We start from the raw sequence: 25,929 nt of genomic DNA on the forward strand, positions 1-25,929 counted from the left end.
AGAGTTTGCTGCATTAAAACCTTGATTAAGGTTTTTGTCTAGAAAATAAAAAAACCAGCATAGCGCTGGTTTTTTATAAATTATCGATAAGGATTTAGTTGCCTTCTTTGACGAACAGATAACCTTTACTACGGACAGTCTTAATACGTTTTGGGTTCTCTGGATCATCACCAATCTTTGGACGAATACGTGAGATGCGTACATCAATAGAGCGATCTTGACCATCGTATTCGATACCGCGCAGACGCTCAAAGATATCTTCACGCGATAAGATACGGCCAGCATTAGAGGCCAATAACCAGAGCAAGTCATATTCAGCACTAGTGAAATCAACCAATTCTTCGCCTAGGTTCACTGAGCGACCACCGTTGTCGATGACTAGCTCACCAAACTCAAGACGCTGCGGCACATCTTCTGATGGCGCATTTTCTGAGCGGCGCAGCAGCGCACGAATACGAGCTAATAACACTCGTGGCTGTGCAGGTTTGGCAACATAGTCGTCCGCACCCATCTCAAGACCCAAGACTTGATCCATATCTTCAGTACGAGCCGTCAGCATCAAAATAGGGTTTTGATAATGCGGGCGCACTTCACGGCAGACGGTCAGACCATCGCTACCTGGTAGCATGACATCGAGCACTACCATATCAGGCTGCTCATTGACGATACGACGAATAGCACGGTTGCCGTCTGTCTCAATTGCGACTTCTAAGCCATTTTTAACCAAATAATCTTGGGTTAACATAGCCAGACGCTCGTCATCCTCAACAATCAAAATTCGCGGGGTGTTGTCGTCTTCAGGTGTTGTCATCGTTATATCCTCTAATACATCTAAGTTAAAAACGGAAAGTTTGCAACGGAAAATGAATATCAAGACGGCAATAGTCTTAAAAAATGCTACTGCTTATCTTCAATATCTTTATATATTTTGTTTATAGGTGCAGCTCAATCGTAGCAAACTAGTATACTACTAAACTTATAACTTACCCTACTATAGCCTATTGTCGTTAACAAAACCTATAAAGAAGCCCACCTAAAATTTTAGTTTTCGTCCAAAACCAAGTAAAGCTAAGGTTTTTCTAAAATAACACATAGAGGCTAGCGTCACTTATTGGTTTTAATTACAAAATTAATGGTTAAGCTAAGTAACATTGAAGTATTTAAGTAGCAAAGTCACTAAACATCTAAGTGCTTAGGTAAGGCCACTAAAAACAGCCAAATGGTGAAAAAATAAAGTCTGCTACTACTTATTATGTTAATAATATAACTAAATTCCTGCCTGACTACTAGTCTCTTTTACTACAAATGACAGATTGTTGGCGCTTATGGCTAAGCTGTATTTGCCATTGAAATAGGGTATAAACATAAACAGTATAACTATCGCTTGGAGCTAGCGTTTTATGAAGTGCTGTAAACAAAAAAAACAGCCCGATGGACTGTTTTTAGCAAAACCTTGCAACTGACTTAGACGCTTATTTAGCGCATAAAGCCGATTAAGAGCGGTTTTGATACTTACGAATTGTTTGTAGCTGAGCGACTGATTCTGCCAATGAGGCAAGAGCCGCATTCGTCTGCAGTGTATCCGTTTGGTTGACTAACAACTGCTCCGCTTGTCTACGAGCTTCGACGATTTTACTTTCATCAAGATTGTGCGCGCGCATAGCAGTATCGGCTAATACCGTAACCATTTTTGGCTGTACTTCAAGTACGCCGCCGGACACGTAGATGACTTCCTCTTGACCGTCTGGCGTTTGTACTCGCATTGAGCCAGGCTTTAGCAAGGTAATCAATGGCGTGTGACCTGGCAGAACACCAATCTCGCCTTCGCTACCAGTGGCAATCAGCATACTGATCTCGCCTGAATATAGCTCTTCACGGGCGCTTACGACGCGGCATTGTAACGTTGCCATACCTAAATCCTTATTATGAAAAAGTCTTAAAAACAGCTAGCTCGCTATAAAGCCAACTAGCGAATGAAAGTGATAAATCAACTTTATTCGCTAGGCTGACTATCTAGCGGTTTATGCCGCTGTAGATTTCATTTTTTCTGCTTTAGCGACAACTTCGTCGATACCGCCAGCCATATAGAATGCTTGCTCTGGTAAGTCATCATACTCACCTGCGATGATTGCTTTAAAGCTAGCAATAGTATCGCGTAGTGGTACATATTTACCAGGCGCACCAGTGAAGACTTCGGCGACGTGGAATGGCTGTGACAAGAAGCGCTGAATCTTACGCGCGCGATAAACGACGAGTTTATCTTCTTCTGACAGCTCATCCATACCTAGGATAGCGATGATGTCTTTTAGCTCTTTATAGCGCTGCAACACTTCCTGCACACCGCGAGCCACATTATAGTGCTCTTCACCGATCACTTGTGGATCTAGCTGACGTGAAGTTGAATCTAGCGGATCAACGGCTGGGTAGATACCTTGTGAAGCGATATCACGGCTCAATACGACAGTAGCATCCAAGTGAGCAAACGTCGTTGCTGGTGATGGATCGGTCAAGTCATCGGCTGGTACGTATACGGCTTGGACTGAAGTAATCGAACCTGACTGCGTTGAGGTAATACGCTCTTGAAGCATACCCATCTCTTCAGCCAATGTTGGCTGATAACCAACCGCTGAAGGCATACGGCCTAGTAGTGCTGATACTTCCGTACCCGCTAGCGTATAGCGATAGATGTTATCGACGAATAGTAGGACGTCACGACCTTTACCAGTAGCAGGATCTTTGGTATCACGGAAGTACTCAGCCATGGTTAGGCCAGATAGCGCTACACGTAGACGGTTACCCGGTGGCTCATTCATCTGGCCGTATACCATCGCAACTTTAGACTTAGTAAAGTCTTCAGTGTTAACAACGCCAGCTTCTTGCATTTCGTGATAGAAATCGTTACCTTCACGCGTACGCTCACCAACACCAGCAAATACCGACAGACCTTCGTGCTTAAGCGCGATGTTGTTGATCAATTCCATCATGTTGACGGTTTTACCAACACCAGCACCACCAAACAAACCAACTTTACCACCTTTAGCGAACGGGCAAAGTAAGTCAATAACTTTAATACCAGTTTCTAATAGCTCAGTGCTGTTGGACTGATCGGCATAGCTTGGTGCTTCACGGTGGATAGACCACTTTTCTTCAGCCTCTACAGGTCCTTCTTCATCGATAGGACGACCTAGAACATCCATAATACGACCAAGCGTACCGATACCTACGGGTACCGCGATTGGGGCACCAGTGTTAGTCACTGGCAAGTTACGTTTAAGACCTTCAGTTGAGCCCATAGCAATCGTACGCACGATGCCATCACCTAGCTGTTGCTGAACTTCTAGAGTGGTTTCAGTACCATCTACTTGTAGAGCATCATAAATCTGAGGAACTTCGTTACGGTTGAACTCGACGTCAAGAACCGCGCCAATAATCTGTACAATACGACCGCTACTCATTGCGTTCTCCTTGAACTTCTATATATGGTTGTAGTCAATTATGAAACAGCAGCAGCACCGCCAACGATTTCCGAGATTTCTCGAGTAATCGCCGCTTGACGCAGCTTGTTATAAACCAACTGTAAATCGTTAATTAGGTCACCAGCGTTATCAGTTGCTGCTTTCATAGCAACCATACGTGAGGACTGTTCAGAGGCAATATTTTCCATGACCGCTTGATAAACGATCGATTCAATATAGCGTCCAAGTAATTCATCAATCAAAGTTTTGACATCAGGCTCGTAGATATAATCCCAGCTCAGCTCCGTCTGCATACCGCTAGCATCATCATCGAATGACCCTTCAGGCAGGGGCACTAACTGATTGACCGTTGGCTTTTGCGTCATCGCATTAATAAACTTATTATAGACCACATAAATGCGATCAAGCTTGCCGTTGGCATAATCATCAAGCATCGCTTGTACGGGTGAGTTCACCTGCTCGAAGGTCGGTTTATCGCCATAATCCGTCACCGCAGAGGTGACTTTACCGCCAAAGTTCTTAAAGAAGCTGACGCCCTTGGCACCGATAACCGCAAATTCGGCGTGCACAGACTGATTTTGATAGTCTTGAATACTTTTGGATAGAGCTTTGAACAAATTAATGTTCAAGCCACCCGCTAGGCCACGATCCGAGGTGATAACAATATAGCCTACTTTATCAACCGGGCGCGCTACCATATAAGGGTGTTTGTAATCTGATGAGGCATGTACCAAATGCGAGATAACCCGGCGCATACTATCAGCATACGGGCGACCCACTTCCATGCGCTCTTGGGCACGACGCATTTTACTCGCTGCGACCATTTGCATAGCGCGAGTAATCTTCTGGGTACTTTTAATACTGGTGACTTTGGCACGTATCTCTTTTAAGCTTGCCATAATGATTCCAATATAAGAGGGTTAAAAAGCAGTGACGCCTGCAGCATTCGATCAAGAATTAACACTTAAAAACAAGGGTTATATGCCAGCATAACGCGACCTAATACCGATGATGGTTAAAGCAGTGGCGCAAATATCTGCTTAAACAACGCGCCACTTGGTATACGATAAGCTAAAACCAAATCGGCTTAACCCATTAAATTAATAACTGTGATTTTGTTTAAAAGTCTCAACAGCTGACTTCAAACGAGAAGCAATATCATCATTGTAATTTGCAGTCTCATTGATTTCCGTCATAAGCTCGCTCTGTTCGTCATGCATATAACGTAAGTAAGCTTCTTCAAAAGAACCGATTTTCTCTACCGGTACATCAGATAAAAAGCCTTCGTTTGACGCATAAATAACCGCTGCTTGTTCAGCAACAGACATCGGCTGATACTGCTTTTGCTTCATAAGCTCAGTGACGCGCTCACCATGATCAAGCTGCTCACGAGTCGCATCATCAAGATCCGAGGCAAACTGAGCAAAAGCTGCCAATTCGCGGTACTGGGCTAGTGCGGTACGGATACCACCAGATAGCTTTTTGATGATCTTAGTCTGAGCTGAACCACCAACGCGCGATACCGAAATACCAGCGTTGACCGCTGGACGGATACCTGAGTTAAATAGGCTTGATTCTAAGAAGATCTGACCATCGGTGATTGAGATCACGTTAGTCGGTACGAATGCTGAGACGTCACCGGCTTGGGTTTCAATAATAGGTAGTGCGGTCAAAGAACCGGTTTTACCTACCACTTCACCATTAGTGAACTTTTCTACGTAGTCGGCGTTTACGCGTGATGCACGCTCAAGTAGGCGTGAATGTAGATAGAAAACATCACCAGGATAAGCTTCACGGCCTGGCGGACGACGAAGAAGTAGTGAAATCTGACGATAAGCAACGGCTTGCTTTGATAAATCATCAAACACAATCAGCGCATCTTCGCCGCGGTCACGGAAGTATTCGCCCATCGTACAACCTGAGTACGGTGCGATATACTGTAGAGCAGCAGGCTCAGAAGCAGAAGCAACAACGACAGTGGTATATTCTAAAGCGCCAGTCTGCTCAAGTTTACGTACCACGTTTGCGATAGTAGAGCGTTTTTGACCGATAGCGACATAGACACACTTAATGCCAGATGATTTTTGCGCGATAATCGCATCAATAGCCATAGCGGTTTTACCCGTCTGACGGTCACCAATGATAAGCTCACGCTGTCCACGACCGATTGGAATCATGGTATCAACGGCTTTATAACCAGTCATAACTGGCTGGTCTACTGATTGACGGTCGATAACGCCTGGGGCGATTTTTTCGACTTTATCCGTCATTTTGGCATCAATAGGACCTTTGCCATCAATAGGGTTGCCTAAAGCATCAACAACGCGGCCTAATAATTCAGGACCTACTGGCACTTCAAGAATGCGACCCGTGCAATAAGCTTTTTGGCCTTCTTGCAATTGCAGATAGTCACCGAGTACGACTGCGCCAACAGAATCACGCTCTAAGTTAAGCGCCATTCCGTAGATTTCGCCTTCAAACTCAATCATTTCGCCGTACATGGCATCTTCAAGACCATGAATTTGCACAATACCGTCAGATACTTTGACAATCGTGCCTTCATTCTTTGCAGTTGCACCTGCATCAAGGTCTTGAATACGCTGCTTAATCAGATTACTGATTTCCGCTGGATTCAGTTGTTGCATTGCCTTGTTTCCTTTAATTTATGATAACCCGCCCACTGACTTAAATGCTCTTACTATCACGTAGCTTGACTCATCAGCGCTACGCTTGTGACTGGCATTAGGCAGTTAGCTGTGTTTTTAACTGTTGTAACTTGCCGCGCATCGAATCATCAATGATTTTGTCACCGACTTTTATGGTAGCGCCTGCCAATAGACTAGGATCAACCGTTTCGTGAATCACTACACTAGCATTAAGCGAAGCCGCTAGGCGTGTTTGGAACGTCTCACGCTGGGCATCGGTCAATGGATAAGCGGTAGTCACATAAGCATTAAGCTGTTTTAAGCTAGTCGCTTTATGACGACGATAGTGTTCATAAACTTCAGGAAGGAGGGCAAGACGCTCTTGCTCTGCTAACTGTTTGACAAAGTTGTTGAGCGCTGGTGACACTTTTGGATAGCTGATAGTGCCGTCATTGACAGAGCCGCTATTATTAGCTAATAACTGCTTAAAAGCAGAATCTTGATCACCAGCTACTTGTGAGTCATAAAGATCAACCAAAGCAGCTGACTTATGCTCAGCGGTAACCGCTGGGTTCTCTAGCCAGTTAAGAAACGCTTTGTCATTGACAATTTCACCGGCAATAAACAAGAAATTTTCCCACTCGTTTACAGCCCCGTTCTCATTGGCATAGTCAAACGCGGCTCTTGCGTAGGGTCGTGCTAAGGTTGATAAGTCAGCCATTATATCCTCACAGTTACAGCTTCGCCGCCAGTTGGTCTAACATGCTAGCATGTTTTTGCATATCGACTCTATCTTGCAAAATCTTTTCAGCACCAAGCACAGAAAGCTCTGCCACTTGCGCACGCAGTGACTCGCGCGCTTGATTGATCTCTTGATCAATTCCTGCTTGAGCTTGCTGACGAATACGCTCACCTTCCGCTTGCGCTTGTGATTTTGCATCTTCGACCAGTTGATTAGCGCTCTTATTCGCTTGCTCAATTAAGGCGGCAGCTTTAGTCTTAGCCAGTTCAAGCTCTTGCTGGACATCTTGCTCTGCTGTAGCCAAGTCAGCTTTTGCTTTTTCAGCGGCATTTAGGCCATCAGCGATTTTACGCTGACGATCATTGATTGCGCCGATAAGTGGTGGCCACACGAATTTCATGCAAAAAACCACAAATATTGCAAAAGCAATGGCTTGACCGACGATGGTAAAATTGATGTTCACGTGATCACCTCTTTGTTAATGAAAAATCAGTTTCATTGATCCTGTCTAACCGTCAGACTCTGTATAACTTAGTAGACAACTTAAGACGGTCAAACAGTTACAACTGAGCTTTCTGATTAACCTGCTAGAGGGTTAGCGAACAACAATAGCATAGCGATACCGACACCGATCATTGGGATCGCATCAAGTAGACCTGCTACGATGAACATACGTGTTTGCAACTGTGAACCAAGCTCTGGCTGACGGGCTACGCCTTCCAAGAATTTGCCACCTAAGATCGCAAAACCAATACCTGTGCCAAGTGCGCCTAAACCGATAAGTAGCGCTACTGCGATAACTGTGTAACCACCTAATACTGGATCCATTGATGTATCCTCTTATGCCTATTGAATGTCTAATTAATGTTCAGTTGATGATGCTAATGACATATAAACTATGGTCAGCATCATGAATACGAACGCTTGAAGGGTAATAATTAAGATGTGGAAGATAGCCCACGGTACTGACAACGCCCATTGAATCCAAAATGGCATCAGGGCAATCAGTATGAAAATCAACTCACCGGCATACATGTTGCCGAATAGTCGTAAGCCTAAAGAGATAGGTTTCGCTATCAGAGTCACAAACTCTAAGATGAAGTTTACTGGAATTAAAATAATTTGTACGATAGGGTTGCTAGCGCTAAACGGATGCAGCGTAAGCTCGCCAACAAAGCCACCAATACCTTTTTCTTTGATACTATAAAAGATGATCAGCGCAAAGACAGAAAACGACATGCCAAGGGTGATATTAGGATCGGTAGTTGGGACGATTTTGAAGAAGACATGATGCGGATCATGACCCATCATAGCGCCGATTTGGCCAGCAAGCGCTGGAATAAAGTCAACCGGCAATAGATCCATCAAGTTCATCAAGAAGATCCAGACGAAGATGGTCAATGCTAAAGGCGCAATCAGTTTTGAGGTGCCACTATATGAATCGCGAACGTTATTATCAACGAACTCAACGATCATCTCGACGGCGGCTTGCGTTTTGCTAGGCACTCCTGACGTTACCTTTTTGGCAACCATCCAAAAGATAGCACAAAACACTATGCCCAAACCTATTGACCACAACATAGAATCAAGGTGAATAGCATTGAAGCCCATCGCACTCGCTTCTTCAGCGGTGTAGGCAACTTTCCAACCTTCGCCCGGCAAATAGCCGTACGTCCAGTTTGTTAAGTGGTGAGAGATATATTCTGTTGTTGTTTGTTCGCCTGCCATAGTGTCAGCTTCTCATTAATCAACGATTTAATCAATTACCAAAAATACGGTCGTTATAAACTTAGGAAATAGTCGTTTAAATGTGCAGCAGTACTCTTGCTGTCTTACGATATTCAAACTTGCCTTGAGCTTATAACAGCCAACCTAATCTAACTTGTAATACTAAGGTAATTTGCAGTACCGAGGTAAGCAGCACCAAAATGATTAGCACTGTTACAAATACCTGTTTTTATTAGCGTTTCACTGGATTGCAGAAATTTCAGCTACCAAAAAAGGGCTTATGAGTAGTTCTTACCAGCCCTTGGTACTGACACATAATCCAATTATGTGGCCTCTTGCTTGTTTCTTATATTCAGAATGGTGCTCACTGAGACACGCTCAAGCAAAATATTTAGCTGTATATCTTAATGCAGCGTAGTAATCATGTAAAGTCAATTATTTATATTTTATCAAAGGTATAAGTAGCGTTTCTACTGATAGCCGATAGGGATGGACATTTGCGCCCAAAAATAATTTGTAAAACATCAGTGCTTTAACCTTTAAATAGCGCTTATAACTGATGTTCTTGACTTGATTTGCAACTTATTTTGGTTGTTTCAACGTTTCAAGCTACTTCTTGACTGATGAAAAGTACAAACAACGTATCTATTCGTTAGCGCTAAGCTCGTCCTGTCGCTTTAAAGCAGCAACTGACCACTCAGCTAGTATTCAATTAAGGGGTATCATTAGTCATGGAGAAATTGGACGGCAGGATGGCTTTTCTACGATACAGCTTTTTACCCTATAATTTATAAATAATAAGATAAAAGCTTCACGCTATAGGCAAAACTGCTTTATATTTATAGACTTCAATGATATAGAAAAGTCGTCATATAAATAAGTCTTTAGCGTATACGCCATAACATCCAACTGTGACTAATCTGCATGACCATAAAACCGATAAATAGCGCTGGGGCCGATAGGGGTTTTATGGTGATAAAGATTAGTGCGAAACCAAATAGAGTCAATAGCCATTTGGCCATTTGGCCTCGATAGAGCTGACTGACTATATGCAAGCGGGCGCGGTAGCCCGTGTGCCAAAAAACAAATCCAGCAAAAACGGCTTGGGTTATAAAGCTAAGCAAAGCACCAATGGCGGTACTTTTTGCTACCAAAAGCTCACTATGCATCCAGATTTTATCTATCAGCCAAGTGATAATGATCAGGATAAATAATATCCAAGCTTGGCGTTTTATATAGACACTGATCTGCTGATTTTGCGTACGTTTAGCAGGCTTGGTCATTATCAATCCTAATGCGCAGATCGTATCCAAATTACTAAAAGTCAAATGATGAGATTAGTATTCATCATTTCGCTATAGTGCCGCTGCCATCTGACCAAAACAAAACGTCGCTCATTGTAAGTACTCTGCTACTTTTTGGCAAGTTAATTATAATAACTGCTGCGTCATAACCACTACATGATAATGAACAGCCAAAAATCTCAATAGATCAAGCCAAATGAGGCGTTCTCGTTAAGTAAACGCTAACGACCACAGACAGACTACCGACGCTCTCAAGAGGTGCACTGCATTATTTGCTGCGCCATCTCACTCCAGCCTGTCACAAAGTCATTGCTCCCGCTCATATCTTCTAACTGAATAGTCGTTTTAACCGGCTGTAGCTTCGTAATAAGCCCTTTAGCTGGCTTGCTCTGCGTTACCAAGCACATGCGTTTGTTTGGACGCTGCTCACCTAACCAGCGTAGCTGACTCGCTTTTGGCGCTAAATGATGATCGCTACTGAGACTGCCAACCAGCTGCAAATTCAGACTGGGTTCTAGATACTGATAAGCATCGTGATAAGCCCAATAAGCTCTAACAGATTGTCCGCTACGTTTTTGAGCGGCAACTGCCCTATCCATCCGCTGCGCAAATTTCTGCGCATTGGCATGATAGAGCGTTTTGTTTTTTGGGTCGGCATGACTGTGAATAACGGCTAGGGCTCGCGTGATGGCTTTGGCGTTTTGAGGATCTAACCAAATATGGGTATCTAAGGTATTGGCTATTGTTTCGCCTTTGACATCGCGCATGGGATAACGCTTGAAAGCATCAAAAGCAAACAAAGAGATAGCGTTAGGCGCACTGTCTAAAGTTGAAGCCAAGTTGTTTTCTAGTGGCGCGCCGAACCAAACCACAAAGGTACTCTCTTGAATCGCTTTGATATCTTTTGGGCTGATGCTTCCGTGATGCCCCACTTCACCTGGATTTAATAGCTTTTTAGCAGACGGCGCGCCTGCTGTCACCGCTTCACTCAGCAAAAATAAAGGATAATTACTGACGCTTACGGTATTGGCCGCTTGCGCGCTTATGCTAAACAAACCTGCTACTAGAAAACTTGCAAGTAGGCTCTTAAGCCAAGACTTTGAGGATAGTATTTTTTTATTCATCAGTTTCATAATGCCACTTTAGCCAATTGGTTTTGATAGTTGTCATTAAATAATCTATTTTCTAAGTTTCATTATGTTATACTATAACAATAAAAAGTGCACGATTATTTTAGGAGTGGTTATGAGCCATTGTTCATTAACTAGTCATCATCTCCATGACGTTCATCATCTCAGTGCTAATGAGGTGCGTGCCCGCCTGAATGCCGCTATAGAGCAATGTCGACTTCGCGGTGTGCGATTTACCCCATTACGTCAACAGATCTACGAGCTGATATTGCAAGCTGAGCGGCCTGTTGGCGCTTATGATTTGATTACCCAGTTACAGCAAGCTCGCCTACTAGATAAAGACCACGAGCATCGCACCAAAAATGTCGCACCGCCGACCGTTTATCGCAGCTTAGAGTTTTTGTTGGCCGAGGGTCTGATTCATCAGCTCACTTCCATCAATGCGTATGTGCCTTGTTGTCATCCTCGCGCTCAGCACGCCGCGGCATTCTTGATTTGTGAGCAGTGTCAGCGGGTACAAGAATGTAGCAGCTTACCAGTTCAAGAGATGATGAGCTTTGCCGAGCAAGATGTGGGGTTTATGGTCAATCATAGCGTCATCGAATTGAGCGGCCGCTGCCAAGCTTGTCAGTAGTTTCTTTTTTATCACTCTAAATTCTAACTCTTATCATATTGTTTACATCAGGCTTAAAGCCACTCTTTAACCCACAGGTCAGCTATGAGCGCAAATAACTTACCGACTAATCGGAATAATAGCGATAAGCTGCTGAGCCTTGATAATGTCAGCTACGATGTCGATAGACAGCGGCTGCTATCACATATCAGTATCGATATCGCGCTCAATGAAACTGTAAGCCTTATCGGTCCCAATGGGGCAGGCAAATCGACTTTAGTCAAGCTTATCTTAGGCCTTATCACTCCTAGCGAAGGTACTATAAAAGCTCATCAACCCCTACAGCTCGGCTATGTACCCCAGCGTTTCTCAATACCGCCTATCTTACCGCTGCGAGTCAAAGACTTGCTAGCACAGGCGGATAAACGCCGATTAAAGCCGGAGCAGCGACAACTTATTTTTGATAAGTTGTCGCTAAATCATTTGTTATCACGGCAAATGGGTCATTTATCTGGTGGCGAGACGCAGCGTGTATTATTAGCGCGAGCCCTACTAGACAAGCCTAACTTATTAATCTTAGATGAGCCGATGCAGGGGCTTGACCCTGACACTGAAGTTTGGCTCTATCAGTTTATTGATGAGCTGCCGGATTTTTTGCGCTGTGCGATGCTCGTGGTGTCTCATGATCTGCATTGGGTAATGAAAGGTAGTCGGCGCGTTATTTGTCTTAATAAGCACATTTGCTGTGAAGGGCAACCGAGCGAGCTTGCTATCACGAGCGAGTTTCAGAAGCTTTTCGGTCATCATTATGAGCAGCCTTATGTGCATCAGCATCACGCTTGTGAGCATCATGCCCCTAGCGACTTGCTACCTTGAGCCCATCAGTATTAAAACGGCTCTATCTTGAAGCCTCTACAAACCCCTTTTAGCGCTTATTTAACGGATATCAGTTATGACTGCTTGGTTAGCCATTATCGCCCCGGCTTGGATTGCTGGCAGTATTCTCGCGCTGCTTTCAGCGCCTTTAGGCTGCCTTGTGTTATGGCGGCGTATGGCCTTTTTTGCCGATGCCTTAGCGCATGGTACGCTCTTGGGCGTGGGACTTGCGGTACTTTGGCAGCTGCCGATGGGGTTTGGCGTCGGTATTGTCAGCGTGCTGGTAGTGCTCGGCTTAGTGGTTATTGACGATGAGCGTTTGCCAATGGATGCGGTATTAGCCGTAGTCGCAGTCACTTTATTATGTTTGGGTTTACTGACGCTGACTCAACTAACTGACCAGCAAGCCAATGTATTAGGGTTTTTATTTGGTAACTTATTAGAGCTAGATTGGGCGGATTTGCCGATATTAGCGGTGAGTGTCTTAATAGGATTGGCCTTACTGATCTATATTTGGCCCGCGCAAATCAAACTAGCGACTCATGAAGCCCTAGCTCGCATTCAAGGCGTAAACCCGACCCGGCAGCGCTTGTTTTTTATGGGAATATTAGCAGGGTTTTGTGCGATCGCTTTACAAGCAGTCGGTAGCTTATTAATTAGCGGGCTTTTGGTACTGCCCGCATTAAGCGCCAGATTATGGACAACATCGCCGAAGCAGATGGTCGTCTTTGCGCTTATTATGGCCCAGTGTGGGGTGACTTTGGGAGTCTGGGGCAGTGTCTGGATGGATATACAAACCGGTCTATCGATTGTCTTAGTGCTCGCTATTTTATTTTTTATCGCGTTATTATTATCAAAACTGCTCACTAGATTGACCCTAACTAATCGCACATAAAAAGTAACCCACGAGCAGATACTATCGATGATCGCATCTACCTTTATCGACTTTCTTTTACTAAGTAGTTGGTTGCTGCATAAAACTGTGCTATAAACAGGCAGATATCTAATCGTTAAACGGTTAATAGACGACCATGAAGTGTTCAGGTTATCAGAGCGTTTAGGATTATTATTTATTATGACCTAAGAGATCTTACTCATGCTGAGCTACCCCACTTATCGAGTAAATAATCCGGATGGACCATTAAACATTCTGCAAATTACCGATATGCATTTATTGCCACTAGCTAGTACAGATAATGCTGAAGACCATGGCGATGCAAAACCTAACTGTCGACATTGCTTTGAAGCCAATCTCGCACAAGCGCTTGCTGAAGATATTCGCTGTGATTTGATAGTAGTAACCGGCGACTTAGTCAGTAAGGTTGAGACAGCGACTTATGATTATGTTTTTGAGGTACTTCATAACACGCAGATACCTTTTGCTTGTATTGCGGGCAATCATGATGTCACCGACGAATCTAGCCATGACCTGCCCTTTGATCAACGCGAGCTGATGGCTCGTACTATGGATTCGCGGCTGCTGAGCCAACATGTGATTGAGACTGACTTTTGGCAGCTGTTATTGCTAGACTCTTCAACTCCTGGCAAGATTTCAGGTGCAGTGACTGAGGCTGATATGGACTGGCTGTGTGCTCAGCTTGAGACTTGTGATAAGCCGGCCTTATTAGCCGTGCACCATCACGTGATGCCAATGTACTCTGAGTGGATAGATGCGCACATGATAGAAAACGCCGACTACTTTTGGCAGCGTGTAGCTCCTTATGCGCACCTAAAGGTCATTATCAGTGGTCATACTCATCAAGAGCAAGTCCGTTATCGAAACGGGGTAACGGTCTACTCAACACCATCGACTTGTTATCAGTTTATGCCTTATAAGGATGACTTTAGTTATGATAAACAAGCACATGCCGGCTATCGCTGGTTGCAATTAGCCAACAATGGCAATCTTGCAAGCTGGGTCAAAAGACTAGATACTTGGTAGCCAGTTTTTAGTGGCATAATGAATAATAGAAAACAGTGGACGTTGGTTAGTATAATAATGATGAAGGAAGTAATCATTATTAGGTTAATATGAGCGATTGATAGCGTATCGCATCACATTGGTGCTAGGTTTATCTATCATATGATTGGCGTACCCCGTGGTGAAACGTTCTATAAAGGACAAGTCGTAGGGCGATAGATGGTTTTTAAAGTCTTGTCTTTTGCAACATCGTTTTGTTGAATTAATTTGGAAAAATAGGATACCCTTATGAGCACTTCAACGACGTCTCCAGCTGAGGTAAAGTTTACCCCTTATGTTCCTGCCAAAGACGAAGAATATATGTCTGATGCGCAGCTTGAACATTTTAAAGCGATCTTGCTCGACTGGAAAAGCCAGCTAATCGGTGAGGCTGACCGTACTAAGACTTATATTCAAGATGAGTCAAGCGCTATGCCAGATATCAACGACAGAGCGACTCAAGAAGAAGAGTTTGCCTTAGCACTGCGCACCCGTGACCGTGAGCGTAAGCTGATTCGCAAGATTGATAAGTCGATGGCTGAGATTGAAAATGATGACTATGGATTCTGCGAAACTTGCGGGGTGGAGATTGGCCTGCGCCGCCTGGAGGCGCGTCCGACCGCTACGCAGTGTATCGACTGCAAAACCTTATCAGAGATGAAAGAGCGTCAAAACCAGGGGCAATAATGACCCGCTACTGATATCTGTAAATTCTAAAAGCGAGCGCTCTTTATAGAGTCGCTCGCTTTTTTACGCGCAAAATTAAATAAGCTCGAACAAGCAAACGCGCCTTAAACCCTACTAAAAACTAATATATTTTCAAAGCCAGCTTGTTTATGCTAATGCCATTATCTTATCTCGGTAGCCGAATACTTTGAACTCCCCTACAAATACTAACGATTCTTTTTTAATAGAGCCTTCAGCTTTAATAGAGCCCTCAGCTTTGATAGAGCCCTCAGCTTTGATAGAGCCCTCAGCTTTGATAGAGCCCTCAGCTCATTTGAATACTCAGACGCGGCCTATAGGTCGCTTTGCCCCCTCTCCTACTGGTGAGTTACATCTAGGCTCTTTGACGACCGCGCTGGCGAGTTACTGTCATATCAAATCTTTGGGCGGAGAATGGCTACTACGCATAGAGGATACCGATACTGAGCGCTGCGATCGGCAGTTCACCGAACAGATATTGATAGATCTAGAGATGCTTGGACTAGAGTGGGATGGTGATGTTATCCATCAATCTGAGCGCATCGATATCTATAACGAGTATCTCTCAGCGGCGCTAGCACCACTAACTTATGGCTGCCAATGCTCACGTAAGAGCTTAGCTAGATATTGGGGAAGTATCGAGAATTTAAGTGACTCAACACCCAATAAGCAACGTTATCCGCGCTGCTGTATTGCTGATAGTTTAGACAAGCAACAACATAAACTACGCTTGCAGCTACCAGATTATGCCATTGGTTTTATGGATGGTATTCAAGGGATGCAGTGGGATAATCCACAGCAGACTTTAGGCGATATGGTAGTACGTCGGCAAGACGGCATGATTAATTATATTTTAGCCGCGAGTATCGATGATGGTTTACAAGGTATTACCCACATCATGCGTGGGCTGGATATTTTGCCAATGACTACCGCGCAGATCAGCTTATTACAAATGACAGGCCTGCCAGCAGTTAGCCACTGGTATCATTTGCCCCTAATCTGTCATGCCAACGGGCAAAAGCTCTCTAAACAAAACCTAGCTCAGCCTATCGATACTCGTGATCCAAGCGCACTACTTGCGGCAGCTTTAAAATTATTACAACAACTCCCTGTCGCTTTGGATACGCCAGAGCGTATGCTAAGACAAGCCATCAGCCAGTGGGACAATACACCACTACGAAATAAACAGCAATTAGCTATTTTTTAGGGACTCATTACTAATAATGACGACATTGGCTTTTTTCAATCTCTGGGCTTTCTTTATATATCTTTAGCAGCAGCGCCACCATCACTAAGCTAATCAACATCGAGGAGCCGCCATAGCTAAAGAAGGGCATGGTTAAACCTTTAGTCGGCATCGCCCCCATATTCATCGCCGCATTGATAATCGTCTGGGCAATAAAGATAATACCGATACCAAAAGCGGTATAACTCATGCGCATCTGCCGACGTTTGAGCGCGTTATAGCTAATACGCATTGCGCTACCGATGATTAAAGCTTCGAGCAGCAGTATCAAAGTCACGCCAACAAACCCTAACTCCTCGCCAGTGATGGCTAACAAAAAATCAGTATGCGCTTCTGGCAAGTGTGAAAGCTTCTGTACGCTCTCGCCGTAACCGACTCCGGTAAACTGACCACGGCCAAAAGCAATCAAACTACGCGCCAGCTGATAATCCGTATCTTGAATATCATCAAAAGGATCTAAGAACGATAAAGCTCGTGTCAGTCGATATTGCACTAAGGTAACTGCTAATACCCCAAGTACGCCAACTACCGCCCCTAGTGCGATAAATTGCTTATAAGGCGCGCCGGCAATGTAAAATATCGCAAATACCGTCCCGACGATGACCACCAATGAGCCAAAGTCTGGCTGCAATAATAGTAAAAAGGTCATCATACCGATGACGAGTGAGATTCGCAAAAAGCCATCCCAACCATTACGCACCTCAAAAGAGCGGCGCACCACAAAGTCTGCAACAAAAATAATAATAACTAGCTTGGCAAGTTCAGCAACCTGAAAGTTGAACGCCCCCAAACTGAGCCAACGCTTTGAGCCATTAATCGGCGTGCCAAATAAAGTGACGACTAATAACAGCGCTGTCACCATCAATAAAAAGAACTGCGTACCCGTCTGGTACAGCATCTTAAGCGGTACAAACTTATAGGGTAAAAACGCCAAAAATAGACCAATGCACATATAGAGCAATTGGTTTTTGAAAAAATAGAGCTCTGTCATCCCGCGACTGAGCGCAAAGGGTATAGAGGCAGAAGCGACCATCAGCAAACTCAGCACCATCATGCAACCCACGCTCGCTAACAAAATAGCGCGAGCTGAGGGTAGAGACAGTACGCCATCGCTATTGGCTTTGGCATAGGTGCTTGAGTTTGAGCGAGAAAAAAAGGAGAGCGCCATAATATTCAAATATACTAACAAACAAAAAATACGGCGTTCAGCGAACACCACCATCGAAACATAAAAAACAACTCATGCCAGTTTTTATTATAAACCATAGCCTAGAGTAAATAATGAGTAATATCCATCACTTATAAAAATTTATAGCCTAATCATAGTCAATCCACTATAAAATTTATACCAGTGGCACGCTGTCATAGCTGCACACTGTTTATTTAGGATTCACTGTAGCTATCGGCGGTATCTTGCGTCACTAGCTGCTGCACGAGCTGACTAAAATACTCACCGCGCTCAGCATAACCACTGAACTGATCGAAGCTGGCACAAGCTGGAGACAAGAGTACGGCTTGTACTTGCGATAAGCTGCTGTCTGTCACTTGCTGAATACAAGCAAAAGCATTATCTAACGTCTGGCACTGGTGCAATCGGACATCGCCGCTAAGCTCAGCATCACGTAGGTGCTGCTCAATGAGCTTAGCATCTTCACCGATGATAAGTACTTGACTGACATATTGGTTAATGAGCGGCGTCAATTCGCCAAACTGTTGGCCTTTTGCCTGACCACCTAATATTAATAACAGCTTACCATCTTTTGGCGCATAGACGGCTCCTAGGCCTTCGACCGCCGCCATAGTCGAGCCAATATTAGTGCCCTTTGAGTCGTTGAAATAGTCAATATCAGTCACTGAAGCCACAAACTGGCATCGGTGCTCTAGTCCAGTAAACTGCTGTAAGGTGGTGAGCATACTCTCTAATGGCAGCCCTGCCAGCTCACCTAAAGCGAGCGCAGCTTGCGCATTGAGCAAATTGTGACGGCCTTTAACCGGTAGTCTGTCAGCGGATAGTAGACGCTCGGTACCGCGAGCTAGATAAATCTGCCCATCAGGATCGGTAATCAAACCATATTGATCTTTGTCAGGAGCATGAATACCGACGCTAATACGAGGCAAGTTGTCTGCGACTAAAGGCCGAGTCAAAGCGTCTTCACGGTTGACGACTACCGACTTGGCACCTTGAAAAATACGATGTTTAGCTTGATGATAGCCGAGCATATCACCATGACGGTCTAGATGATCAGGCGACATATTGAGCACCGTCGCCACTTGCGCGCCTAAGTTGCTGACGGTCTCTAACTGAAAGCTTGATAGTTCAAGAACAGCTAGTTCCATATCTTTATTAGCTAGTAAGCACAAAGCTGGTACGCCTATATTGCCACCGACGCCTACCTTCACCTCAGCGTCACTCGCCATTTGTCCCACTAAGGTGGTGACGGTGCTTTTGGCATTGGAGCCAGTGATGGCGACTATCGGTACACTGCAAGCTTCACAAAACAGCTGAATATCACTGACGACTGGGATATTAGCTTGCCGCGCTTGCGCTACGGCCTCAGTTGCTAAAGAGATGCCAGGGCTGATAATAATGCGCGCCGCTTGTAATAATAACTCGCTATCAAGGCCGCCAAATTGACGAATCTCAACCGCAGCTGGTAGCTGCTCAGCCAATACTGGCGTAGGGTGATTATCAGTGACGGCAACCCGGTAGCCTTGCTCGGTGAGATAATGTGCTACTGACAATCCGGACTGTCCTAAGCCAACGACCACTTGTAAGCCACTGCCTTTATGAATCAATGTCGCTGGTGCTGCAGAGGTCGACATATACTTTCCTTCTCTTAAACTATGGAAGCGCTCTGAAATAGTTGATCACAAATGAGAGTAATCACGTTATTTTGAGCGATCAGGGTCTGTTGAACATTCACAAATGAGCACTGCTGATAGCTACTAGTTAATCAAAGCTGTGGTCTAGTCTAAGTGAAAGTTGCAGATAATGCTCATTGCATTGGCTAAATTTTTACAACGAATAGAGCGATTTTAGCATCAGCTCCTCTTTATAAATAGCTGGAGTCAGGGCTATTTTTTGCCGGTCCATTGCTAAAAGCAGGCGCTTAAAAGACTCGTCTTACTATTTTTATCTTCGAATCGCCCAAAAAATAGTCTCTGTCAGTGCCACGGTCGAATGTTCAATAGACCCTAGTATAAGTATCATAACGGTATCGTTGATATTTCGGTACTGCTTTTTTGCCACTTTATGCTATTATGCCCATGTTTTTATCGCTACTTGCGAATGACTGCGTGCTAGAGATTAACTACGAAGGCGAACTGCTTAGTTTTATTAGTTTAGCATGTTGTCACTAGCGGCATACCTTTGCCACTAGTATTCATTTTAATCAGATGATCTTTACCGTTTTGGTATTGTGCCAGTGAGCTGATTGCCTCACATATTATGATTGAACACCTTTATTATACTTCTACTCGTTATTGGCTTTTGCTGCTGTGCAAGTGCCATACCGTTTGACAGGCGCAGTCTGTTGAGCCACGCCTTAGCTCTGTCAGTGACTATTATCAGCAGATAATAAGCTCACGATCAGCGACTCCCTTTTTGTCTTTTATTGTATGCAGCTTACTTATGATATCTTTTGTTGATAACTTACGTGATGAGTGGTTTTCTAATGTTCGCGGCGATATCTTGTCAGGACTCGTCGTCGCCCTCGCCTTGATTCCAGAAGCAATTGCCTTCTCTATTATCGCCGGCGTTGATCCAAAAGTAGGTTTGTACGCCTCCTTTTGTATCGCTGTCGTCATAAGCTTCGTTGGGGGACGCCCTGGAATGATCTCGGCGGCTACCGGTGCAATGGCGCTAGTGATGGTCGACCTAGTCGCTGATCACGGGCTACAATATCTACTAGCGGCAACCTTGTTATGCGGCGGTATTCAGGTAGTGATGGGTATCTTAAAGCTTGGCAATCTTATGCGCTTCGTCTCGCGCTCAGTGGTGATAGGCTTTGTCAATGCGCTAGCGATTTTGATCTTTGCCGCCCAGTTGCCTGAGCTCAATCCAATGACGGAGCGGGTCGGCATGACCGTTTACATCATGACGGCGGTAGGCCTCGCGATCATTTATCTGTTTCCGCTCATTCCCAAGATTGGCCGAATTATCCCTTCACCGCTGATCTGTATCGTTGGTTTGACGGCGGTTGCGATGTACATGAATCTGGACATTCGTAATGTCGGCAGTATGGGGGATCTACCCGATTCGCTGCCGGTATTCTTATTGCCAGATATTCCGCTCAACCTTGAGACGTTACTTATCATCGCCCCCTACTCTATTGCTTTGGCTATCGTTGGCTTGCTTGAGTCGATGATGACCGCAACCATCGTTGATGAGCTCACCGATACGCCGAGTGATAAGAACAAAGAGTGCCGTGGTCAAGGTATTGCTAACGTTGTTTCTGGGTTTTTTGGTGGTATGGCTGGCTGTGCGATGATCGGTCAATCGATGATCAACGTAAAATCTGGTGGACGTACTCGTTTATCGACTTTAATAGCGGGCGTTGTGCTACTGATTATGGTGGTATTCCTGAGCGAGTGGGTCAGTCAAATTCCGATGGCAGCGCTAGTGGCGGTGATGATTATGGTCTCTATTGGCACCTTCAACTGGCAATCTATTCGCGAGTTTAAGACCCACCCTATGTCATTTAATATTGTGATGCTAGCAACCGTATTGACGACGGTTATTACCCACAACCTGGCGTATGGTGTCGGTGTTGGCGTGCTGTTATCCGCCTTAGCCTTCGCCAATAAGATCGGGCAGTTCTTGACCATATATAGCGACTATGACGATAGTACCAATACGCGCTATTACTATGTGCAAGGGCAAGTGTTCTTTGCTTCGACCACGCAATTTCTCAACAGTTTCGATACCAAAGAAGCTTTAGATACCATTCATATCGATGTCAGCCAAGCGCATTTTTGGGATGTCAGCGCAGTCGATACGCTTGATAAGCTCGTCATGCGCTTGCAACGCGAGGGTATTGATGTCAAAGTAGTTGGACTAAACAATGCCAGTCGTACTTTGATCGATCGCTTCTCTATCCATGATCGCCGCGATATTGGATTGCTTGATTAGATAGCTTGTGTCATTTAGCTAATACGGTTGCCTTATGAGTAATTTAAAGCCAGATAGTGTCATTGCTTGTCTAGATTGTCCTGATCACGTGCAAGCGGTATTGGACGCGAGCATGTGGGCCTCCAACCGCCTGCAATCGCCGATTGGCTTGTTGCATTCTGTGCCAAGCTTGCAGCAAAAAGCAGCGATAAACTATTCTGGCTGCCTAAACATCGATGATGAAAGTCATTTGTTAGACCAATTCACTAGCCATGAGCACTTAAGCAACTTTGAGCTCAAAGCTCAAGGTAGATTGCTGCTGCATCAAGCCAAAGCTTACTGCGAAGAGCATCAGCACAAACGCCCAGTTTATACTTTACATCGCCACGAAAACCTCAGCGAGAGTATCGACTATGTGGATGAAAAGTCACAATTGATCGTTATCGGTCATCACGTCACTTGCAAAACCACCTTAAGCCAGCTCGTCAGATTGAGTCACTGCCCCATTTTGGTGACTCATGCACCATTTTTGCTCCCTACTACCGCACTATTCGCTTTTGATAACCGCATTACCACCCACCGGATGCTCGATTGGCTGTGCAAAACGCCTTTAGTGCGCGCTTTAACCATTCATATCGTAATGGTCGGTAAAAATAATAACGACAACTGCGATGCTCTGCGTGAAGCTTATGCGCGTCTCAAACAAGCGGGTATCAACGCCAAAAAAGCCCTGCTAGATTGCCGTGATGTCAGTGCTGCTCTCACCTATTACCAAAACGAGCATGAGATTGGAATGCTGATGAGTGGCGCTTTTGGGCAATCGCGTCTGCGGGAGATCTTACGAGGTAGCGATACCAAAAAACTGCTCGTCAGTACCAAAACGCCGTATCTACTTTTTCCGAAGCTCTAGTCTGTTAGAGCCAGTTCTCATATTCAGTCCGACTGATTATCAGTATCTGATCATTAACACCTTATCATTAACCCTCTACACTCAATCCTCTGTTGCACAGCGCTTACCGCTCTTAGAGGATAAGCGCTATTTTTTCAGCTGCGATTGGTTTTTACATCTATTCAATACTTTCATTTTTGCTCGTAGCAGACGCCTGTTTTTGCTCCTATCTTTGCTCCTGCCTTTGCTACAATCCTCTGATAGCCGCTATTCCCTGCTCTATATGATGTTTTAGTAACTCAGCAGGGTATAGCCTCCCCGAAGGCTTATAAGTTCGTTATAATAAAGCTCTTTTTAAGCCAGTGCTACATCGATAAATCGTCTGGTTGTATTGTTTACCCCTTTGTTTATGACACGCTAAAGTCGTTTAAGACACCAAACTTACCTCCCCCTTGAGTAGGCTTGGCACAATTCTTGAATGACTACTAGTAAGCACAAAAGAGGAGTAATACAGCGAATACTTCCTGATAGTGTCCTCTTTGTAGCCTCACTCATGTAAGGATAACACTTATGAAGTTAATCACTGCGGTTCTAAAACCTTTCAAGCTCGATGATGTACGTGAAGCGCTCTCTGACATCGGTGTCAAAGGCGTGACTGTCACTGAAGTAAAAGGTTTTGGACGTCAAAAAGGACACACTGAGCTGTATCGCGGTGCAGAATATGTCGTGGATTTTTTGCCAAAAGTAAAAGTAGAAGTCGCTGTCATTGATGAGATGGTCGAGCCGGCTATCGAAGCCATCACTCGTATCGCTAGCACTGGCAAGATTGGCGATGGCAAAATCTTTGTCACGAGCTTAGAGCAAGTCATTCGTATCCGTACCGGCGAGACGGGTCCTGATGCTATCTAAACGGTCAAAGTGTAAAACCTTACTTGCCCACTACTGGTGCAAGAAACGGTAAACAGCCTTAATTATCGGCAAGCCCGATATCTGCATTGTCAATTCAAGGGGGAATTAAAATGCAAAGTCAGATTTTTGAGTTACAGTACGCGATCGATACGTTTTATTTTTTGATCTGTGGCGCGCTAGTCATGTGGATGGCCGCAGGCTTCACGATGTTAGAAGCAGGAATGGTGCGCTCGAAAAACACCGTTGAGATCTTAACCAAAAACATCGCGCTGTTTGCTACGGCCTGTACTATGTATATGATCTGCGGCTACGCCATTATGTATGGCGGCGAGCTATTCTTAAGCGGCATCGTAGGCGGCAGCACGCTAGTAGCAGACGCGCTAGCCACTTCGGCGGAGAACGGCTTCGGCGGTGACTCAGTCTATTCAGCAGCCGCTGACTTTTTCTTTCAGGTAGTGTTTGTCGCGACCTGTATGTCTATCGTCTCAGGTGCAGTCGCTGAACGTATGAAACTGTGGTCGTTTCTGTTATTTGCCGTAATCATGACAGGCTTTATTTATCCTATGGAAGGCCGCTGGACTTGGGGCGGTCAAGATGTCTTTGGCTTATATAATTTAGGCGCTATAGGTTTTGTTGACTTTGCAGGCTCAGGCATTGTACATATGGCGGGGGCAGCAGCAGCGTTGTCGGGTGTATTACTATTGGGAGCGCGCCGCGGAAAATACGGCTCTAAAGGTGAGATACGCGCCATTCCTGGTGCCAACTTACCACTAGCCGCGCTAGGCACTTTGATTTTATGGATGGGCTGGTTCGGTTTCAATGGTGGTTCAGTACTGAAACTAGGAGATATCGCTAGCGCTAATACTGTAGCTATGGTGTTTTTGAATACCAATGCCGCAGCCGCAGGCGGCGCTATAGGAGCGCTGTTATTAGCTCGACTTATCTTTGGCAAAGCTGATCTGACTATGCTCTTAAATGGTGCATTAGCGGGTCTCGTGGCTATCACCGCCGAGCCATCTACGCCTTCTGCGCTACAAGCTACTTTATTTGGAGTAGCGGCAGGTGTCCTTGTCGTACTATCTATCCTCGCTTTCGATAAAATGAAAATCGACGACCCTGTCGGCGCGCTTTCGGTGCATGGTGTGGTTGGTTTCTTTGGGTTATTAATTGTCCCTATTACTAACCCAGCAGCTAGCTTTGTCGGTCAGCTTGTTGGCGCTCTTACAATCTTTGCTTGGGTATATGTAGCAAGCTTATTGGTTTGGTTAGCTATCAAAGCTGTTTTTGGTCTGCGTCTCTCTGAAGAAGAGGAATATGAAGGTGCGGATATCGCTGAGTGCGGGATGGAAGCTTATCCTGAATTTGTCAGATAGAGGCTTTTATTGACGTTCTAAAGCTGTTAGTAATATAAAGCTATTAACGATCTAAAACCATTAACTAAAAATCCCGCACAGCCTATTGGCTATGCGGGATTTTTTATATCGGTTCATCTTATATACTAATCAGTAAACACTCACTATCGCATTAGTATTAAAGTTTACCTTATTTCTTTTTCCACTGCTGGCTACGTGAGAATGGTCCAATATAACCTTTTAGGTTTAGGGTGTTACCGTTCAAGCTAGCTGTCATGCGATAGTCTTTACCTTTTTCTGGATCAGTAATCTTACCACCGCTATATTTACCACCGCCGTCAGCTTTTAGACCAGAAATAATGGTCATGCCAACGTGCTTTTTGCCTTTGGCTGAGTTGGTACCAATAAGCTTACCAGTCAATACACCATTAGACTCAGTGATTTTGACTGTGCCTTTAGGCTTGCCATCATCATAAGTTTGCCAAGTGGTGTTATGCAATGGGTCAGCGGCAAATGCCATAGTTGCCATGCTAATACCAGCGGCTGCTAAAGCGGTTTTTGTAAATAATTTCATAGATCGACTCCCTTCAATGATTGTGCAATAAGCTGCGTGTATTGCGCTTGTCCCTAAAAAAATCTCTACGACTAGAACTGTTTGTATCCAATATAAATAAAAAAGAGGTTCATTCTGTGAGTTATCTTTTCTACTTATCTGGATTAATAACGACTAAAGTAGTCTTTATCGAAACAGTACAAGCGCTGTCTGATTACATTATAGGCAAAAAAAACATTTTGCCTAGTAATTTTTTATAAAGATTTCTTTCTCTAATTCATAACTATATCAAATAGTTACAAAAACGGATTATCAATATTGTCATCTGACCAGTCATCATTTGATTTTGACACGTCATCTATATTTGTGTACTGATCAGCTTGTTCAAACTGCGCTAATATCTTAGTGGTAAGCTCGTGTAGCTGTTTTGCCTGCTCAAATCCAGCTTCGGTCAAGTATAAATCTAAATCACCGTAGATAATAATTTTGCCTTGTTGATTTTCGATAACCAACTCACCAATTTGCATACTTTGATGATTATTTGCAAAAGGATCGATCATGAGTTACTCCAATTACCAAAAATAGTGATCAGCAATGATCATTGACGTTTATTAAGCTATTTACCTCATTAGCTACATTCTTATAATACCTTTTAGCGCCTATTAGTGCCTTTTAGCGACTATGATTTAGA

25 protein-coding genes are annotated in these 25,929 nt (G+C 44.4%); 10 read left to right on the plus strand and 15 right to left on the minus strand.

Going from position 1 to position 25,929, the window contains the following annotated elements:
* Window positions 1-94: 94 nt before the first annotated feature.
* From ACS8FD_RS04130 to ACS8FD_RS04180, 11 genes are all read right to left on the minus strand, one after another.
* Complete coding sequence (locus tag ACS8FD_RS04130) at window positions 95-811, minus strand: response regulator (protein ID WP_025646734.1); 717 nt, start codon at window positions 809-811, stop codon at window positions 95-97.
* A 682-nt stretch (window positions 812-1,493) separates the two neighbouring features.
* A complete protein-coding gene (locus ACS8FD_RS04135) occupies window positions 1,494-1,910 on the minus strand; it encodes a F0F1 ATP synthase subunit epsilon (RefSeq protein ID WP_439240506.1) in 417 nt (138 codons plus the stop codon).
* 111 nt (window positions 1,911-2,021) lie between these two features.
* A complete protein-coding gene (gene atpD, locus ACS8FD_RS04140) occupies window positions 2,022-3,455 on the minus strand; it encodes a F0F1 ATP synthase subunit beta (RefSeq protein ID WP_439274593.1) in 1,434 nt (477 codons plus the stop codon).
* A gap of 38 nt (window positions 3,456-3,493) precedes the next feature.
* Window positions 3,494-4,375, minus strand: coding sequence for a F0F1 ATP synthase subunit gamma (atpG, locus tag ACS8FD_RS04145; protein WP_439274594.1), 882 nt, complete (start codon window positions 4,373-4,375; stop codon window positions 3,494-3,496).
* Between the two features lie 201 nt (window positions 4,376-4,576).
* On the minus strand, window positions 4,577-6,121 hold the full coding sequence (gene atpA, locus ACS8FD_RS04150; protein WP_439274595.1) for a F0F1 ATP synthase subunit alpha: 1,545 nt from the start codon (window positions 6,119-6,121) through the stop codon (window positions 4,577-4,579).
* Between the two features lie 97 nt (window positions 6,122-6,218).
* Window positions 6,219-6,842: a F0F1 ATP synthase subunit delta gene (locus ACS8FD_RS04155; protein WP_439274596.1), complete on the minus strand. Its 624-nt coding sequence runs from the start codon at window positions 6,840-6,842 to the stop codon at window positions 6,219-6,221.
* A gap of 13 nt (window positions 6,843-6,855) precedes the next feature.
* Window positions 6,856-7,326 (minus strand): F0F1 ATP synthase subunit B, encoded by a 471-nt coding sequence (locus tag ACS8FD_RS04160; RefSeq protein WP_439274597.1) that lies wholly within the window; start codon window positions 7,324-7,326, stop codon window positions 6,856-6,858.
* Window positions 7,327-7,442: 116 nt separating this feature from the next.
* Complete coding sequence (atpE, locus tag ACS8FD_RS04165; RefSeq protein WP_010197960.1) at window positions 7,443-7,691, minus strand: F0F1 ATP synthase subunit C; 249 nt, start codon at window positions 7,689-7,691, stop codon at window positions 7,443-7,445.
* A gap of 33 nt (window positions 7,692-7,724) precedes the next feature.
* Window positions 7,725-8,591: a F0F1 ATP synthase subunit A gene (gene atpB, locus ACS8FD_RS04170; RefSeq protein ID WP_439274598.1), complete on the minus strand. Its 867-nt coding sequence runs from the start codon at window positions 8,589-8,591 to the stop codon at window positions 7,725-7,727.
* An 884-nt stretch (window positions 8,592-9,475) separates the two neighbouring features.
* A complete protein-coding gene (locus tag ACS8FD_RS04175) occupies window positions 9,476-9,874 on the minus strand; it encodes an ATP synthase subunit I (protein ID WP_439274599.1) in 399 nt (132 codons plus the stop codon).
* Between the two features lie 272 nt (window positions 9,875-10,146).
* Entirely contained in the window at window positions 10,147-11,028 is an 882-nt protein-coding gene (locus ACS8FD_RS04180) for a metal ABC transporter solute-binding protein, Zn/Mn family (protein ID WP_439274600.1), read from the minus strand.
* Window positions 11,029-11,140: 112 nt separating this feature from the next.
* Between ACS8FD_RS04180 and ACS8FD_RS04185 the strand changes: the two genes are divergently transcribed.
* From ACS8FD_RS04185 to gluQRS, 6 genes are all read left to right on the plus strand, one after another.
* Window positions 11,141-11,659 (plus strand): transcriptional repressor, encoded by a 519-nt coding sequence (locus ACS8FD_RS04185; protein ID WP_439274601.1) that lies wholly within the window; start codon window positions 11,141-11,143, stop codon window positions 11,657-11,659.
* 84 nt (window positions 11,660-11,743) lie between these two features.
* Window positions 11,744-12,514 carry a metal ABC transporter ATP-binding protein gene (locus ACS8FD_RS04190; RefSeq protein WP_439274602.1) on the plus strand — a complete coding sequence of 257 codons (771 nt, stop codon included), beginning with the start codon at window positions 11,744-11,746 and terminating at the stop codon, window positions 12,512-12,514.
* A gap of 76 nt (window positions 12,515-12,590) precedes the next feature.
* Entirely contained in the window at window positions 12,591-13,409 is an 819-nt protein-coding gene (locus tag ACS8FD_RS04195; protein WP_439274603.1) for a metal ABC transporter permease, read from the plus strand.
* Between the two features lie 201 nt (window positions 13,410-13,610).
* Entirely contained in the window at window positions 13,611-14,456 is an 846-nt protein-coding gene (locus ACS8FD_RS04200) for a metallophosphoesterase (protein WP_439274604.1), read from the plus strand.
* 267 nt (window positions 14,457-14,723) lie between these two features.
* A complete protein-coding gene (gene dksA / locus ACS8FD_RS04205; protein WP_439240534.1) occupies window positions 14,724-15,161 on the plus strand; it encodes an RNA polymerase-binding protein DksA in 438 nt (145 codons plus the stop codon).
* A gap of 295 nt (window positions 15,162-15,456) precedes the next feature.
* Complete coding sequence (gene gluQRS / locus ACS8FD_RS04210) at window positions 15,457-16,386, plus strand: tRNA glutamyl-Q(34) synthetase GluQRS (protein WP_439274630.1); 930 nt, start codon at window positions 15,457-15,459, stop codon at window positions 16,384-16,386.
* A gap of 10 nt (window positions 16,387-16,396) precedes the next feature.
* Here gluQRS and ftsW read toward each other — a convergent pair whose 3' ends face one another.
* Both ftsW and murD read right to left on the minus strand, forming a co-directional pair.
* Window positions 16,397-17,593, minus strand: coding sequence for a putative lipid II flippase FtsW (gene ftsW / locus ACS8FD_RS04215; protein ID WP_439274605.1), 1,197 nt, complete (start codon window positions 17,591-17,593; stop codon window positions 16,397-16,399).
* Window positions 17,594-17,808: 215 nt separating this feature from the next.
* Window positions 17,809-19,248 carry a UDP-N-acetylmuramoyl-L-alanine--D-glutamate ligase gene (gene murD, locus ACS8FD_RS04220; protein ID WP_439274606.1) on the minus strand — a complete coding sequence of 480 codons (1,440 nt, stop codon included), beginning with the start codon at window positions 19,246-19,248 and terminating at the stop codon, window positions 17,809-17,811.
* Window positions 19,249-20,056: 808 nt separating this feature from the next.
* On the opposite strand from murD, the gene ACS8FD_RS04225 reads away from it, so the two are divergent.
* From ACS8FD_RS04225 to ACS8FD_RS04240, 4 genes are all read left to right on the plus strand, one after another.
* Entirely contained in the window at window positions 20,057-21,556 is a 1,500-nt protein-coding gene (locus ACS8FD_RS04225; RefSeq protein ID WP_439274607.1) for a SulP family inorganic anion transporter, read from the plus strand.
* A 34-nt stretch (window positions 21,557-21,590) separates the two neighbouring features.
* Window positions 21,591-22,445 carry a universal stress protein gene (locus ACS8FD_RS04230; protein WP_439274608.1) on the plus strand — a complete coding sequence of 285 codons (855 nt, stop codon included), beginning with the start codon at window positions 21,591-21,593 and terminating at the stop codon, window positions 22,443-22,445.
* Between the two features lie 549 nt (window positions 22,446-22,994).
* The gene (locus tag ACS8FD_RS04235) at window positions 22,995-23,333 is read left to right on the plus strand and encodes a P-II family nitrogen regulator (protein WP_201611156.1); all 339 of its coding nucleotides are present in this window, start codon (window positions 22,995-22,997) and stop codon (window positions 23,331-23,333) included.
* A 110-nt stretch (window positions 23,334-23,443) separates the two neighbouring features.
* Window positions 23,444-24,706: an ammonium transporter gene (locus ACS8FD_RS04240; protein ID WP_439274609.1), complete on the plus strand. Its 1,263-nt coding sequence runs from the start codon at window positions 23,444-23,446 to the stop codon at window positions 24,704-24,706.
* Window positions 24,707-24,875: 169 nt separating this feature from the next.
* Here the strand turns inward: ACS8FD_RS04240 and ACS8FD_RS04245 are convergent, their stop codons facing one another.
* Both ACS8FD_RS04245 and ACS8FD_RS04250 read right to left on the minus strand, forming a co-directional pair.
* A complete protein-coding gene (locus ACS8FD_RS04245; RefSeq protein WP_439274610.1) occupies window positions 24,876-25,259 on the minus strand; it encodes a DUF2147 domain-containing protein in 384 nt (127 codons plus the stop codon).
* Between the two features lie 275 nt (window positions 25,260-25,534).
* On the minus strand, window positions 25,535-25,798 hold the full coding sequence (locus ACS8FD_RS04250; RefSeq protein WP_439274611.1) for a hypothetical protein: 264 nt from the start codon (window positions 25,796-25,798) through the stop codon (window positions 25,535-25,537).
* Between the last annotated feature and the right edge of the window lie 131 nt (window positions 25,799-25,929).

Source organism: Psychrobacter sp. 1U2 (assembly GCF_051847575.1).

Bases quoted from the DNA above. Each gene is read 5' to 3' on its own strand.
- ACS8FD_RS04130 (WP_025646734.1), bottom strand. From the start codon at position 811: ATGACAACACCTGAAGACGACAACACCCCGCGAATTTTGATTGTTGAG.
- ACS8FD_RS04135 (WP_439240506.1), bottom strand. From the start codon at position 1,910: ATGGCAACGTTACAATGCCGCGTCGTAAGCGCCCGTGAAGAGCTATAT.
- atpD (WP_439274593.1), bottom strand. From the start codon at position 3,455: ATGAGTAGCGGTCGTATTGTACAGATTATTGGCGCGGTTCTTGACGTC.
- atpG (WP_439274594.1), bottom strand. From the start codon at position 4,375: ATGGCAAGCTTAAAAGAGATACGTGCCAAAGTCACCAGTATTAAAAGT.
- atpA (WP_439274595.1), bottom strand. From the start codon at position 6,121: ATGCAACAACTGAATCCAGCGGAAATCAGTAATCTGATTAAGCAGCGT.
- ACS8FD_RS04155 (WP_439274596.1), bottom strand. From the start codon at position 6,842: ATGGCTGACTTATCAACCTTAGCACGACCCTACGCAAGAGCCGCGTTT.
- atpE (WP_010197960.1), bottom strand. From the start codon at position 7,691: ATGGATCCAGTATTAGGTGGTTACACAGTTATCGCAGTAGCGCTACTT.
- atpB (WP_439274598.1), bottom strand. From the start codon at position 8,591: ATGGCAGGCGAACAAACAACAACAGAATATATCTCTCACCACTTAACA.
- ACS8FD_RS04175 (WP_439274599.1), bottom strand. From the start codon at position 9,874: ATGACCAAGCCTGCTAAACGTACGCAAAATCAGCAGATCAGTGTCTAT.
- ACS8FD_RS04180 (WP_439274600.1), bottom strand. From the start codon at position 11,028: ATGAAACTGATGAATAAAAAAATACTATCCTCAAAGTCTTGGCTTAAG.
- ACS8FD_RS04185 (WP_439274601.1), top strand. From the start codon at position 11,141: ATGAGCCATTGTTCATTAACTAGTCATCATCTCCATGACGTTCATCAT.
- ACS8FD_RS04190 (WP_439274602.1), top strand. From the start codon at position 11,744: ATGAGCGCAAATAACTTACCGACTAATCGGAATAATAGCGATAAGCTG.
- ACS8FD_RS04195 (WP_439274603.1), top strand. From the start codon at position 12,591: ATGACTGCTTGGTTAGCCATTATCGCCCCGGCTTGGATTGCTGGCAGT.
- ACS8FD_RS04200 (WP_439274604.1), top strand. From the start codon at position 13,611: ATGCTGAGCTACCCCACTTATCGAGTAAATAATCCGGATGGACCATTA.
- dksA (WP_439240534.1), top strand. From the start codon at position 14,724: ATGAGCACTTCAACGACGTCTCCAGCTGAGGTAAAGTTTACCCCTTAT.
- ftsW (WP_439274605.1), bottom strand. From the start codon at position 17,593: ATGGCGCTCTCCTTTTTTTCTCGCTCAAACTCAAGCACCTATGCCAAA.
- murD (WP_439274606.1), bottom strand. From the start codon at position 19,248: ATGTCGACCTCTGCAGCACCAGCGACATTGATTCATAAAGGCAGTGGC.
- ACS8FD_RS04225 (WP_439274607.1), top strand. From the start codon at position 20,057: ATGATATCTTTTGTTGATAACTTACGTGATGAGTGGTTTTCTAATGTT.
- ACS8FD_RS04230 (WP_439274608.1), top strand. From the start codon at position 21,591: ATGAGTAATTTAAAGCCAGATAGTGTCATTGCTTGTCTAGATTGTCCT.
- ACS8FD_RS04235 (WP_201611156.1), top strand. From the start codon at position 22,995: ATGAAGTTAATCACTGCGGTTCTAAAACCTTTCAAGCTCGATGATGTA.
- ACS8FD_RS04240 (WP_439274609.1), top strand. From the start codon at position 23,444: ATGCAAAGTCAGATTTTTGAGTTACAGTACGCGATCGATACGTTTTAT.
- ACS8FD_RS04245 (WP_439274610.1), bottom strand. From the start codon at position 25,259: ATGAAATTATTTACAAAAACCGCTTTAGCAGCCGCTGGTATTAGCATG.
- ACS8FD_RS04250 (WP_439274611.1), bottom strand. From the start codon at position 25,798: ATGATCGATCCTTTTGCAAATAATCATCAAAGTATGCAAATTGGTGAG.